Raw genomic sequence first — 14,288 nt, 5'->3', positions numbered from 1 at the left:
AGAATTTCGCTTTCTCCCCACGATTCTTGCTAAAATAGCCGACATAAGTAACTCATCATGATGAAGAATATGGCACGTAAAAACCAAAAAGCCCCTTGGGAAGAGGAAGAAGAGATCATTTGGGTCAGCAGAACCGAATTGAAAAATGATATGCTAGCCCTGCAAAAGCTTGGCGAAGAGCTGGTTGAGCTAAAGCCTTCCGCACTAGCCAAATTTCCGCTGCCAGAAGATCTGGCCGAAGCCATTAAAGATGCACAGCGTTTTAAAAACGAAGCACGTCGCCGCCAGTTGCAATACATTGGCAAACTGATGCGCCATATCGACCCGGAACCGCTACAAACAGCGTTGGATAAACTGCGCAACAAACATTCGCAAACTACCGCGCTGCTGCACAAACTGGAGCAACTGCGTGATCGCATCGTTGCCGAGGGCGATAGCGCGATTGAAGTGGCGATGGAGCAATATCCAGAAGCAGATCGTCAACGTCTGCGTCTGCTAGCGCGTCAAGCCACCAAAGAGAAAGCGAGCAACAAGCCGCCAAAATCATCTCGCGAGATCTTCCAACTGCTGAAAGAAGCGATGTTGGCAAAACAAGAGATCGAAGAAGAAAGTGAAGACGATCTGGATTCAGAAGAATAAAACGCGATGCGATCAGCCGTTTCGTTTTAGCAAGATCATCAAAAAAGGTTAGCGCAAGCTAACCTTTTTCTTTACGGTCGATGTATATCCGTTCACTCAGCGTTATTTCGGCTCACTCAGTGCCGCCGCCACAAACTGAGCCAGTTCAGGATGAGGATGCTGCACCGTCACCGCCTGACAATCACTCACCACCTTCACTTTACCTTGGCTCAAAAATGCGATTTGGCTGGCGATGGCACGCGCATCACTAAGATGGTGGGTCACCATCACTACAGTGCGCTGTCGCTCACTGGCTAATTGTTTCACCAGAGCAAGCATCTCTTCTCGCAATAAAGGATCGAGTGCCGAAAAAGGCTCATCAAGCAACCAAATCGGATTCGGCTGCACAAAACAGCGCGCGAGTGCCACACGCTGGCGTTGCCCGCCGGAAAGTTGCTCAGGCAACCTGTCGAGATAATCGCAGATCCCGACCTGCTCTGCCGCTTGCACGACTTGTTGTTTCTGCTCAGCGTTCAATTTGAGCCCAGGATGTAAACCTAAGCCGATGTTTTCGCGTACGGTAAGATGGGCAAACAGGTTGTGCTCCTGAAAGAGCATCGAAAAGGGGCGTTGATAAGGCGCTAAACCGAGTACCGACTGCTGATTGACCTTGATGCTGCCGCTCACCGGTTCAATAAATCCCGCCACCAGACTGAGCAAGGTAGATTTACCCGCGCCACTGGGTCCCATCAGCGCCACAATGTCGCCATCAGCCACGTTCAGATCAAACTCAAACCATTCGTGCTCATATTCGTAACGCACTTTATCTAGAGCTAACATGCTTTTCCTTATTAGCGTTTGGTAAGCGGACGCTGGGCAAACAGCCGCTCAATCACATAAAACCAACCTACACTCATGATCAGCATGGCCAACGCGACTACCGCCGCGGTATCCATCTGATAGCTGCCGAGCAGTTGATAAAGATAGAGCGGCAGAGTGCGAAAATCTTGGCTACCAAACAGGGCAATTGCGCTTAAATCCCCCATCGAGAGCAGAAAACCGATCGCAAACGCATGGGAGAGAGGCTTACGCAGCGCGCGCCACTCCACTAAACGAAATCGACGCCAACCAGACATGCCTAAACTGGCGCACAGCAATTCATATTGCTGAGCCAAGTGCCACATAGGTTGGCTCAAGGTTTTTACGACGTAAGGCAGCGCCATTAGCGCGTTGACTGCGACCACAATCCAGTAAGCTAAACTAAACACATCGGTGATATTACGCAGCAACAAAAAGAGTCCGGTACTCACCACTAATCCCGGCGTGACCAGAATTAACGTCGCGATCCACTCCACGCCATTGGCGCGGCGATGAGCCGCTTTCAACCGCAAGGCTCGGCTGGTGAGTAACATCGCGATTCCACTGGCCAGAGCCAAGCTACTGGCTAAGCTCGCCACTTGCAAAGAGTGGCTGACTGCCGACCAAAAATCGCCGCTCGTCAGTACCTTGCCTAGCTTTGAATTGAGCCCTGCCAGCACAACCATCGCTAATGGTGGAAGTACTAAGGCGCAAACCGCAATAATCCAACTGGCATCCCAAACTTTGGCGCGCCATGAATCACGTATCCAACGCTCAGTCACCTTGCTCGCAGCACTGCTCATGGGGCGGGAATGCGAAAAGCGCTGCAAGGTAAAAGTCAGTAAGGTACACAGCAACATCTGCCAAAGCGCCAATAACGCGCCAATTTGCAGATCGAAATCGAATTTGATCGCTTGGTAGATCGCGAGCTCAATGGTGGTTGCTTTAGGCCCACCACCGAGCGCCATCACGGTTGCAAAGCTAGTAAAGCAGAGCATAAACACCAAGCCCGCAACGTGCGGCAGTTGCTGACGCAGACGCGGCCACTCGACCCACTTAAACTTCTGCCAACGGCTCATACCGAGATGGGCGCACAGCTTGTGCTGCTCACTGGGGATCGCTTCTAGACTTTGCAGCAACAAGCGGCTGGCATAAGGCAAGTTAAACAGCACATGGGCGAGCAAAATACCGTTTAAACCATAAATCGAAAACGGCAGAGAAAGCCCAAAACTTTGGAGTATTTTGGCCAACCAACCGCTGTTACCGTAAATCGCAATCAAGCCAAAAATCGCCACCAACACAGGCAAAACCAGCGTCATCGCGAACAGTTTCAGTAGTAAACCACGACCGGGGAAACGGCGCTGACTGAGGGCATGAGCAACCGGAATGGCAAGCCCAACGCTGAGCACGGTTGACCAGAAAGCTTGGTAAAAGCTGAACTGGGTAACATGCCGATAATAAGCATCTTGCCAGATCAGATTCAGATTGAGCGGTGGCGCTTGCCAGAGCAGCGCCGCTAATGCAGCGAGGACAAAGGTCGCGACACCTGCCGCGACCCAAAAGCCTAATTGAGGAGTTCGATTCAACGCTTAACCTTAAAAGCTCAGCGCTTGCTGCCACTCACGAATCCATGGCTTACGCATTTGCGCCACTTCCTGTGCGCTGAAAGAAAGAGATTGTGTCGGTACCGCCAAAGTATCAAACCCTTTGGGCAGTTCAACCGCCGTCACGGGATACATCCAGTTACCCGTTGGGATCACGCTTTGGAACTCATTACTCAGGATAAATTGCAGGAACTTGTCCGCCAGCTCGCCATTTTTAGTGCTTTTGACTTTGGCGGCCACTTCCACTTGCAGGTAATGCCCTTCGCTAAAGTTCGCAGTGGCAAAACGTGCATCATTTTCCGCAATCAAGTGATAGGCCGGCGATGTCGTGTAAGAGAGCACCAGATCCGCCTCTCCACCAAGGAACATGGAGTAAGCTTCTGACCAACCTTTGGTCACGGTAACCGTTTTGCTCGCCAACTGCTTCCACGCCTGTGGCGCTTGATCGCCATAGACAGACTTCATCCACAGCAGTAAACCTTGTCCCGGCGTTGAAGTGCGCGGGTCTTGGTAGATCACTTTCAGATCATCACGCTTTTCCACCAACTCTTTCAAGCTGGCCGGCGGGTTAGCCAGCTTCTCTTTGTTGTACACAAAAGCAAAATAACCATAGTCGTAAGGCACAAACGTGTTGTCACTCCAACCATTGGGCAGAGTCACCTTGTTGGTATCCACACTGTGAGTCGCCAGTAATCCGGTTTGTTTGGCTTCTTCGATAAGGTTGTTATCGAGCCCTAGCACCACATCGGCTTTGCTGTTGCTGCCTTCTAGACGCAGACGATTGAGAATCGACACGCCATCTTCTAACGCGACAAATTGCAGATCGCAGCCACATTGTGCTTCAAACGCTTTTTCAATCGCAGGTGCTGGCCCCCAGTCGGCGGCAAAAGAGTCGTAAGTGTAAACGGTGAGGGTTGGTGCAGCAGACGCTGCAGAGGCAACACATAGGGTTGCTAACGCAACCGCAGTCAGTGGAAATTTCAAGGCTCGCTCTCCTTAATGAGCGGCACAGGCTTGAGGGAGGCAGAGAATCGTCCATTATTCCATTCTGCAAACCTAGCTCAATTCCTACGCCAGCATTATCTGGTTCAGGTTCAACCGCGAACATCGCAGTCATTGCGGGTCCCAAGCAGTGCTTGATCTCAGCGCCATTCGGATGAATGGGTGGCCCCCGTGAGTGGGTTGGATTGTAATGGGAAATCTTGTAATTAGCCAGTAGCGGAAAATCGCCACTGGCCATGTCATTACTCGCCGCGCGCGCGTTGATCATAACCCCAACGCGGCACAAGCGTTTGTTCGATCCCAAGATGATCGAGAATGCGCGCCACCATAAAATCGACCAGATCGTCAATCGATTGTGGCTGATGATAAAAACCCGGCGCAGCAGGCATGATAGTCACGCCCATGTGCGAGAGCTTAAGCATATTTTCTAAGTGCAAAGTGGAGAATGGCGTTTCACGCACCACCAGCAGCAGTTGTCCACGCTCTTTCAGCACCACATCAGCGGCGCGTTCAATCAGATTATCTGACATGCCATGAGCAATCGCGGCTACACTGCCTGCCGAGCATGGACATACCACCATCTGCTTGGGGGCAGCCGAACCGGAAGCCACTGGCGAAAACCAATCTTCTTTTCCACACACCACCAACTTATCACTGGCGCAGCCCAGATGCTCCACCAAAGCCGCTTGTGCCGCTTCAGGGTTGGCGGGCAGTTTCAAGCCGTGCTCAGTCGCCAGTACCACTCGCGCCGCCGAAGAGATCAGTAGGTACACCTGATAGTCTGCCGCTAACAAGCATTGCAATAAGCGCAGCCCGTAAGGCGCTCCGGAAGCGCCAGTCCAAGCCAGTGTAATGGTTCGATTGTTGTTCATGCTCACCTTAAATTATTTCTGTTGCAGTGCCGCGAGCAACTTGCCATGAATGCCTTCAAAGCCACCGTTGCTCATCACCAAAATCTGGTCACCGGCTTGGGCTTCTTTGGCAATCATAGCCACAAATTCATCCATATTGGCGCTCACTTGCGCAGGCTGTTGACACTGTTTCGCGACCTCTTCCACCGACCAAGGAATGTTAGACGGCTGGTAAAGGTAAACCGAATCGGCGCTGTGCAATGAAGCCGCCAAGGTTTCTTTGTGCACGCCCAGCTTCATGGTGGCAGAGCGCGGCTCAAGTACGGCGATGATTTTCTTATCGCCCACCTTGTTACGTAAACCGCCGAGCGTAAGTTCAATCGCCGTCGGGTGATGGGCAAAATCGTCGTACACCGTTACCCCATTGATTTCACCTTTCAGCTCTAAACGGCGCTTGGTGTTGACAAACAGCCCCAGCGCTTCACAAGCCAGCTCCGGCGCAACACCAACATGACGCGCTGCGGCAATCGCCATCAGTGCATTACTGACGTTGTGATCCCCCACCAAACTCCAATTCACTTGGCCTACACGTTCACCTTTGAATAAAACGTGGAACTGTGAACCATCAGCGGTAATTTTTTCTGCTTGCCACTCACCTTGCTCACCACTGAACTCGGTTTCGCTCCAACAACCGCGCTGTAAAACATCGGCTAAAGCGGTATCTTGCTTCGGTGCGAGAATACGACCGTTGCCCGGCACAGTACGTACCAAATGATGAAATTGGCGCTTAATCGCCTCTAAGTTATCGAAAATGTCTGCATGATCGAACTCTAGGTTATTCATCACTAAAGTGCGCGGATGGTAATGCACGAACTTAGAACGCTTATCGAAAAAAGCACTGTCGTATTCGTCAGCTTCGACCACAAAAAACATGCTTTCGCCTAAACGCGCAGAAATACCAAAATTACCCAACACGCCACCGACTAAGAAACCCGGTTGATAACCGCAATGCTCCAGAACCCACGCCACCATGCTTGAAGTGGTGGTTTTGCCATGCGTTCCCGATACCGCAATCACCCAGCGATCATGCAGTAGAAAATCTTGTAGCCACTGCGGGCCTGAGGTGTAGCGCAGGTTGTGGTTAAGCACATATTCCACACAAGGGTTACCACGACTCATTGCGTTGCCAATCACCACCAGATCAGGCTTAGGCTCTAATTGAGCAGGGTCAAAACCTTCAATAATCTCAATGCCTTGCGCCTCTAACATGGTGCTCATTGGCGGGTAAACATTGGCATCGCTGCCCGTCACTTTATGACCCAGTTGACGCGCTAACACCGCAACGCCGCCCATGAAAGTGCCACAAATTCCCAAGATATGAATGTGCATAAAAACCCAGCCTTTTTACTGTGCAATTAGAGTGGCTCCATTATCCCGATCCGCTCGCTAAAAGCGAGTGCGTCCGTTCAGCGTGGTGTAAATTCGAAATTGTCGACAATCAAAGTGAGATCTGTGTCGGTTAGTTCAATACCCGTAAAAAGATCTAAGTTTTACAATCCACACCAGACAAGATGCATAGTGCAATCGATTCCATTAGAGGATCCCATCATCTTGCTCAACTCGTTTGTTGCATTAAAGCAAAGAGAACGCAACAAACTGGCATACCCCCGACAAAATAGTGTTAAGGAATCAACATGCAGAAAATGCGCACCCTCGGTGAATTTATTGTTGAAAAACAACATGACTTCCCCCACGCCAGCGGTGAACTTTCCTCTCTTTTAGCGTCCATTCGTTTGGCTGCCAAAATCGTCAACCGCGAAATCAATAAAGCGGGACTGGCGGATATCATTGGCGCGTCAGGCAATGACAACATTCAGGGTGAAGAGCAGCAAAAACTCGACCTGTATGCCAACGAAAAATTCAAAGCCGCGCTGGAAGCACGCGATCAGGTGTGTGGTGTGGCGAGTGAAGAAGAAGATGAAGCGGTCGCATTCAATAAAGAGCTCAACAAAAATGCCAAATACGTGGTGTTGATGGATCCGTTAGACGGTTCTTCCAATATCGATGTCAACGTATCGGTGGGGACAATTTTCTCGATTTACCGCCGCGTTTCGCCAGTTGGCACACCTCCGACTCAGGAAGATTTTCTGCAACCGGGCAATAAGCAAGTCGCCGCCGGTTATGTAATTTACGGATCGTCCACCATGCTGGTGTACACCACGGGCAATGGTGTGAACGGTTTTACTTACGACCCTTCGCTCGGCACTTTCTATCTCTCGCACGAGAATATGCGCATTCCGGAAAACGGTAAGATTTACTCGATCAACGAAGGTAACTACATCCGCTTCCCGACAGGCGTGAAAAAGTACATCAAATATTGCCAAGAAAATGTGCCGGAAGATGGCCGCCCTTACACCTCACGCTACATTGGTTCACTGGTGGCCGATTTCCATCGCAACCTGCTCAAAGGCGGCATCTACTTGTACCCGAGCACACAGAGCCATCCGAACGGTAAGCTGCGTCTGCTTTATGAGTGCAACCCGATGGCATTTTTGATTGAACAAGCGGGTGGTCTGGCTTCTGATGGCGCATGTCGAATCATGGACATCAAACCCACCGAATTGCATCAACGCGTTCCTTTCTTTGTCGGTTCGAAGAATATGGTGCATAAAGTTCAAGAATTTTTAGAAACTTACCCTGATTAAGCTACTTAGCGCCGCGCAATGCGGCGCTTTTTCTCTTTGTCGGCTTGGGGATCCTTTATTTTGAGAGTAAACTCACCCCTTCGCTGACCGGTGCATTTTGCGCCATCGGCAAACTTGAATAATAATAAATCCCGAATTTGAAGTCCGGCCAACAGAAAAAAGGAAACCGTTAATGAGCTTAAACAATGTGCCAGCGGGCAAATCACTGCCTGATGATATCTATGTAGTGATCGAAATCCCGGCTAATGCTGACCCAATCAAATACGAAGTCGACAAAGAGTCTGGCGCAGTATTCGTAGACCGCTTTATGTCAGCGCCGATGTTCTACCCATGCAACTACGGCTACGTAAACCACACTCTGTCACTCGATGGTGACCCAGTAGACGTTTTGGTTCCAACGCCATATCCACTGATCCCAGGTTCTGTGATCCGCTGCCGTCCAGTTGGCGTGCTGAAGATGACGGACGAATCTGGTGAAGACGCGAAAGTGGTTGCGGTACCGCACACCAAGATCTCTAAAGAATACGATCACATCCAAGACGTGAACGATCTGCCAGCGCTGCTGAAAGCGCAGATCACTCACTTCTTTGAGCGTTACAAAGAGCTGGAATCAGGCAAGTGGGTAAAAGTGGATGGCTGGGAAGATGCCGCTTCTGCTCGCGCTGAAATCCTGAGCTCTTACGAGCGTGCGCAAAACAAATAAGCCCACGTTTTGAGCATAAAAAAGCCAGCTAAGCTGGCTTTTTTCTTTGTAGGTCAGAACTAGACACGCTGGCACCAATCTCCGGAATCGATCAGTGAATGTAAGCGATGGGTTTCTTGATAAATATAGATCCACGCGGTACCAAACGGTGTCTCAATGGTGTCACGCCGATACTCGATGGGAACATCTTCCAAAATATCCAGTTGAGCGAGCGTATGCTCATCCACTAGATAGACTTCACCATGCACCGATTGATGCCCTTCCACCAATCCTGGATACGCGCCTAAATCATACAGGGCATACTCGGGTTTGGTTTCAAATTGACCAAGCAACTGACTCTGCTGTAAGTAAGTATGGTTGCTCTCTCCGTGACGCAAAGTGCCATACACAAAAACAAGGTGCTGCACATCTCTCTCCTTAGTTGAATTCGAACTGATAGAGCAAGTCCACGGCGCTGTCGACACCGGAGACGGCCTCCAGATACAGATCCTGCATCAAGCGATAACGAACGGTAAATTCACCGACTGAGTTAAAAATACCTACGCCATATTTCACTTGCAAGCCGGGCAAAATATAACCGCTTACGGTCACTTGTGAATCATCGCCCGAGCCTGCCGTATCCAATTGTAAATCCTGCACGCCAAAGGCTTGGCCTATCTCGCCCACCAACTTGCCGCTTTGTGCCAAGCTCAAACCAATCAAGGTTGTCGTCATGGCGTTGCCACCCGTTTCACCATCGATGTTCTGTCCACGCAGCAAATACGAAAGCGCATTCGCTTGCGGCATCGCAGGTTCAGAGAAAATCGTCAGCGATGGCTCATCGGATGGTCCACTCACTCGCACCCCAGCGATCACATTATCTTGGGTGTTGTCTGGGTTACGGATCGCCGTGATCGCTAAATAAGGCTGATCCGCAGGACCATTCATCAAGATCTTCCCTTCTTTGATCTGTAGATCTTGCCCAAACGAGCGGTATTGACCATTACGAATGTTCACCTCACCTAAAATGAACGGGCCTTTATCTTTTTGCGCGACATTCAGCCGCCCGACTAAGTTACCTTGTAAACCAAAGGCATTGAGTTGGAAATCGTCGCCAATTTGCACGTTCACATCCGTTTCTACGGTAAACGGTAGCGACTCTTTCTCGCTCAGCGGTTGCAAGTCTGCATTCAGCAATACTTGATCTTTCGAGACACCAATTGCACTCGGCGGCAGCTCTTCCACGACGATCCGCCCCCAAGGTAAAGCGATATTCCCCGTCACACGTGCCAGTTGCGGCTGCATCGCCAGTGTGAGATCCGGTATCACTTTGACTTTCACCATCGGTGGCAGATCCACCATCATAGAGGGAGCATGCACTCGCGCTTTGAGTCGCCAATCCTCCAAGTATTGCCAGTTCGCATCCCCATCCACTTCCAGCAAGCCATCCGTGGTTTGGATATCGGCAGTTAACACTGCCTGATAACCATTAAATTTGAGTGACACCTGCCCTGATTGCACATCGACTGGCGAAATATCACCTTTGACACGGATATCATTGACCAACACTTCCCCTTCCAGTTGAGGATGCAGCATCGGCCCATGGAACTGCACATCGGCATTAATGCTTGATTTCGCCTCACTGTATTCCCCAATGAGTGGCTGCAAGAAATCAAAGTTAAACGTGGTTAGGTTGATTGCCCCAAGCATAGTTTTCTGCTCGGCACGCACATCCGCTATTTTGATATTACCGGTCAGGTCACCGTTATCTGTCGCGTCTAACAACCAACTGGCTTGCAGTTGGTTTTTGGCAAGCTCAGCAGAAAATTGTGCTTTATCCCAACCAAATGTAACGCTTTTTTCTAATTTTTGCGTAATGTGACCTGGGGTCAACACCAGGTTGGCTTTTAACTGTGGTGCCACTTTCGGAGCCCATTTCGCCCACACTTGCCCCTCTAAACCACCTCTGAGTTTCGTTTCCTTCGGTAATACGCTCGCCAGCTGTTTAAAGTCGAATTGTTTGATGGCTAAACGCGCTTTCCCACGCGCACCCAACTCCGCCTCTTCCTCCAAACAGAGTGAAGCCTCTTCTTGTTTCCAACAATGAGCGGCAACCTTAACTCGTTCGGTTTTTTGATCGAACGATAGCGCAGTGGCTTGTTGTAACAGCCATTGTCCTTGTGGAGAGCTTAACCACATACGTTCCAATTCGCCTTGCCAACGCAGTGACGGTTCCAAACGCAGTCGGCCGTTCAAAGCAAGACTGGTCGACGCCAACTCAGAAGCGACATCCAGCGTGACTGAATGCTTTTTCTGTGAGCCTTGGGCTTTCAAATCAACAGAGTCAATCCGCTGATCTTCATACTGAATATTGCGCACTTGCAGCGAGAGATCGCCTTGAGGGTCCGGTAGCGGCGCCACGTTGCCTTGTAAGGTCAAATGCCCAATCGAGACCAAATCTTGCCACTGCACACTATCAGCATCGAGCAAGAGTTTGACTTTCGGCTGCTTAAGATCACCACGCAGCAGCACATCACCAATGATTTTACCTTTGGCATCCGGCAGAGATTTGCTTAAATCCGGCACATCCAATTCGACCGACATACGCCACTGTTTCGTCAGTTGCCCTTTCGCCGTCAGCGAGTTAGGCCCGTGAACCAACGATAATCCTTTACTGATCAGCGCAATATCACCTTGCCCTTTCACATCCGATGCGCTGACTTCCCCAAGCACTTTAAGCGGGTAATCACGTAATATGCCGTTGATCGCTAAACGCGACACATCCACTTGCCAACCACCTTGCTCGGTCAACGATCCGGAGGTATCCAACTCACCGCTGATTTTCCCTTCCGCTTCAGGCCATTGCAGACCGGGTTGGATATTTTTCAGGTTTAAGCGTGCCGCCCAATTAAGCGGATTTTTCCAGTTCGCCACCGCATTACCCGTGACAGAGCCGCCCAGTGATTCCACTTTTAACGATTGCAGAGCAATTTCATCCACATTGCCTTGCCCTTTGAGGACAAGAGCGATATCGGGCAGATCCTTTCCTTGCAACGCGGCTTGTAACGCCAACTGATAACTCTTCAATGACCCCGTCGCACTCAATTGCGGGATCTGAACTCGATAATCGCCTTCACCATGCATTGGCCATTGTGCTTTGACATTTGAAAGTTCGAGGTCAAACGGCAACTCCGTATCCAGCAGATTAAAATGGGCATTGAGTTGCGCTTGCGCCAGTGTATCGAGGCTGGCTTGCAGATTGAGATCCGCCACACTGCCCTGTGCTGCTAGTGCTAACGTTTGTCCTTTGAAATCCTCTAAATGAATTTGGCTACGCAGATCCAACTGCAGTGGATAGTCGTTACTCAGCGTTGCTTCCGCACTCAGTTGAGCATCCAACTCCGGCATGCTTAATTCCAACGCTGAAATCGCCACTTGATGCCCAGAAGCACTGGCTTGCAAACCCAAGTGATTAACGATGATCGGTGTTTCTTGCTGCAAACGAAAATCGCGGATATCAAACCGCTCCAACTCAATTTGCAGTGGGATCAACACTTCAGGCAGAACTAATGGCTCGGAGTTATCCGTGGTTGTTTGGCTTGCTGGTTCTTTAGCCGCTTCGCTCTCTGCTAACGCAAGGCGGAGCGCTTGCCACTCGGTTTGCCCGATACGTAGTCGGCTCCCTTGCCAAGACGCACGAGTACGAAATTGCTGCCACGCCACTTGGTTACCCAGAATATTCAGTTGGATGTTGTCTAGCGCGAGCTTACCGATTCGAATTGGGATTGGCGTGGAAAGCTCACTGAGCGGCTCAGAGTTAGGCTCAATAGGGGGTTCTTCACTTTCAGGCAGAGCAGGCAGATCCAACGTTAAGCCGTTAATCGCCAACTCATTGATGCAGATACTCGGTTCCAGTAAGCAGTTAGGGTTAATCGCTAAACTCAATGTTTGAGTCGCCAACGTCAGGTCAAGCTCGTGATCAGAGTAAGAGACCCCTTGCAGAGTAAAGCGGGGAAACAGCGCGCCTTGAGCTTGTTCGACTTTCAACTGCGGCAGCGCTTGCTGCGCCCCCCACAATACGGCTTGCAAACCGGGGTTGGTAAACAACGCACCCGCCAATGCCAGCACCAAGAGAATCACCAACACCAACAGCAGCATGGAGAACCACTTGGTCCATTTTAGAGCCCGTTTGATCATAGTTCGGGCCCCAAGGTGAAGTGGATTTTAAACGCTTCACCCGGATTGGCATCGAGCCCCCATGCGAAATCCAAACGAATCGGGCCGACAGGAGAAACCCAGCGCACGCCGACCCCCGCACCTTTTTTCCAGTCTGGGTTATCGTTAAACGCATCCCCGACATCCATAAACATCGCCGCCCACCAATTACCGGTTAAGCGGTATTGATATTCGATCGAGCTCGTCGCAATGTATTTCGCTCCCGTTAATGCCCCACTGGCGTCTTTCGGTGAAATCGATTCATAGCCGTAACCACGCAAGTTGTTATCGCCACCAGCGAAGAAACGTAATGAGGGGGAAAGTTGATCAAATTGGTCAGCAAGGTTCGCACCACCATCCACTCGGATTAAGCCACGGTGATTGCGTGCGTATGTCCGCAACCATGATGATCCCGCTTGCACACGTGCAACCCGCGTTGCCGAAATCAGTTTCGGATCACCATATTCAAGAGTGATGGTTTGTTTGTCACCCCAGGTGAGCAAACTGCCAGAGCTGCGAGTCCGCGTGCGGGTGTAAGTCACCCCCGGCAGTAAAAACTGGCTATTATCGTCTTGCAAACCTTGCTCATAGTTTTCTAACAGATAGCGGATAAATATCGTGCGGTGCCATCCACCATCGAGCTGCCAATGCCGCTCTAACGCAAGGTTCGATTCCAAACTCTCGGTATCACGCTTATCGACATGCTTCATGCCATACTGAATGCGGTAATACTCATGCAACACATCATCCAAGGGTATTTTGTAGCCCGCCGTGATGGTTTGTTCTGGTGCCGAAAGGGAAAAGCTACTATCGAAACTGTGGCCTAGACTATTGACCCAAGGTTTTTTCCACTTTAATGAGCCACGTACCCCGACATCCGTCGAATACCCCAAACCGGTCTCCAATTGGTTACGCGCTTGTGGAGCGAGCGAGACTTTCATCGGTAACTCTCGACCTTGATCTAGCTGCGATAAATCGGGTTCCACAAACACCGAAGAGAACCAATCCGTATTGGAAAGATTTTGGTTAAATTCACCGACTTGCGAGACTAAATACGGATCACCTTGCTTGAAAGGGCGCAGCGACATCACTCGATTTTCATCAATTTGACTGCCTTCTACCGTTGTTGCACCAAATTGATAACGAATCCCGCTATCGAAATGCAATTTCACTCGCGCCTGATTCAGTTCAGGGATCACTTCCAGTCGGCTATCTTGAAAGTCACCATTAAAGTAGCCTTTTTGCAGTGCAAGATTGCGGATCCCTGATTTTAAATTGTCATACAAACTATGATTGAGCGACTGGCCCACTTTTAAACCACTGCGTCGGATTAGCCGTTGGAAATCACGATCATTTTCCGCTTCACCGCTGATCACAATATCCACTTCACTAAAACGGGTCACCTCGCCTAAGGTGACCGCCACACTTAAGCGCTGATTATCTTCTGACACCGTAAAATGCAGGCTAGCATGATAATAGCCGAGTGCATTCAGCGCTTCGGTAATGCTTTTTTCTAGCTGGGATTGAAAACGCAAGCTGGTGGAATAATCCTGAGGAGCGATCGACGACAGGTAGGCATCGACGTTATCTTTCTCTGCACCACTTAAGCCTGTGATCTCTAATTTCACATCGGCGTAAGATACGGCTGAAAACAACCAGAGCGAGAGTAAGGCGGGGAGTGATTTTCGTCTCATGCTTGATTTAAACTCGTTATACAACGGTGACATTTTTGCTACAGGGGCATCATAGCGTC

At 50.2% G+C, this 14,288-nt stretch carries 11 protein-coding genes; 3 read left to right on the top strand and 8 right to left on the bottom strand.

Annotated features, from left to right (window positions below):
• Window positions 1–69: 69 nt before the first annotated feature.
• Window positions 70–639, top strand: coding sequence for a ribosome biogenesis factor YjgA (gene yjgA / locus EPB59_RS00870; protein ID WP_195707081.1), 570 nt, complete (start codon window positions 70–72; stop codon window positions 637–639).
• Between the two features lie 102 nt (window positions 640–741).
• Here the strand turns inward: yjgA and thiQ are convergent, their stop codons facing one another.
• The 5 genes from thiQ to mpl all read right to left on the bottom strand — a co-directional run bounded on the left by thiQ (window position 742) and on the right by mpl (window position 6,322).
• Window positions 742–1,458, bottom strand: a complete 717-nt coding sequence (gene thiQ / locus EPB59_RS00865; RefSeq protein ID WP_154171343.1) for a thiamine ABC transporter ATP-binding protein — start codon at window positions 1,456–1,458, stop codon at window positions 742–744.
• An 11-nt stretch (window positions 1,459–1,469) separates the two neighbouring features.
• Complete coding sequence (gene thiP, locus EPB59_RS00860) at window positions 1,470–3,062, bottom strand: thiamine/thiamine pyrophosphate ABC transporter permease ThiP (protein ID WP_154171342.1); 1,593 nt, start codon at window positions 3,060–3,062, stop codon at window positions 1,470–1,472.
• A 9-nt stretch (window positions 3,063–3,071) separates the two neighbouring features.
• Window positions 3,072–4,064, bottom strand: coding sequence for a thiamine ABC transporter substrate binding subunit (gene thiB / locus EPB59_RS00855; RefSeq protein WP_154171341.1), 993 nt, complete (start codon window positions 4,062–4,064; stop codon window positions 3,072–3,074).
• Window positions 4,065–4,324: 260 nt separating this feature from the next.
• Window positions 4,325–4,954, bottom strand: coding sequence for a flavin prenyltransferase UbiX (locus EPB59_RS00850; protein ID WP_195707025.1), 630 nt, complete (start codon window positions 4,952–4,954; stop codon window positions 4,325–4,327).
• A gap of 12 nt (window positions 4,955–4,966) precedes the next feature.
• The gene (mpl, locus tag EPB59_RS00845; RefSeq protein WP_154171339.1) at window positions 4,967–6,322 is read right to left on the bottom strand and encodes a UDP-N-acetylmuramate:L-alanyl-gamma-D-glutamyl-meso-diaminopimelate ligase; all 1,356 of its coding nucleotides are present in this window, start codon (window positions 6,320–6,322) and stop codon (window positions 4,967–4,969) included.
• A 305-nt stretch (window positions 6,323–6,627) separates the two neighbouring features.
• Here mpl and fbp point away from each other — a divergent pair, with 305 nt between their 5' ends.
• On the top strand, window positions 6,628–7,638 hold the full coding sequence (fbp, locus tag EPB59_RS00840) for a class 1 fructose-bisphosphatase (protein WP_055051231.1): 1,011 nt from the start codon (window positions 6,628–6,630) through the stop codon (window positions 7,636–7,638).
• A gap of 172 nt (window positions 7,639–7,810) precedes the next feature.
• Window positions 7,811–8,341, top strand: coding sequence for an inorganic diphosphatase (ppa, locus tag EPB59_RS00835; RefSeq protein ID WP_000056163.1), 531 nt, complete (start codon window positions 7,811–7,813; stop codon window positions 8,339–8,341).
• A 59-nt stretch (window positions 8,342–8,400) separates the two neighbouring features.
• Here the strand turns inward: ppa and EPB59_RS00830 are convergent, their stop codons facing one another.
• Genes EPB59_RS00830 through tamA form a run of 3 tightly spaced genes read right to left on the bottom strand, consistent with a single transcriptional unit; the run spans window position 8,401 to window position 14,229 of the window.
• Window positions 8,401–8,748 carry a gamma-glutamylcyclotransferase family protein gene (locus EPB59_RS00830; RefSeq protein WP_001164260.1) on the bottom strand — a complete coding sequence of 116 codons (348 nt, stop codon included), beginning with the start codon at window positions 8,746–8,748 and terminating at the stop codon, window positions 8,401–8,403.
• Between the two features lie 10 nt (window positions 8,749–8,758).
• Window positions 8,759–12,517 carry an autotransporter assembly complex protein TamB gene (tamB, locus tag EPB59_RS00825; RefSeq protein ID WP_154171338.1) on the bottom strand — a complete coding sequence of 1,253 codons (3,759 nt, stop codon included), beginning with the start codon at window positions 12,515–12,517 and terminating at the stop codon, window positions 8,759–8,761.
• A complete protein-coding gene (gene tamA, locus EPB59_RS00820; protein ID WP_195707024.1) occupies window positions 12,514–14,229 on the bottom strand; it encodes an autotransporter assembly complex protein TamA in 1,716 nt (571 codons plus the stop codon). The genes tamB and tamA overlap by 4 nt, the downstream gene beginning before the upstream one ends.
• Window positions 14,230–14,288: the final 59 nt, after the last annotated feature.

It is taken from the genome of Vibrio metoecus, assembly GCF_009665255.1.
GTDB lineage: Bacteria > Pseudomonadota > Gammaproteobacteria > Enterobacterales > Vibrionaceae > Vibrio > Vibrio metoecus_B.
The sequence above is the reverse complement of the archived record's forward strand: the minus strand, read 5'-3'. Positions and strand labels throughout refer to the sequence as shown.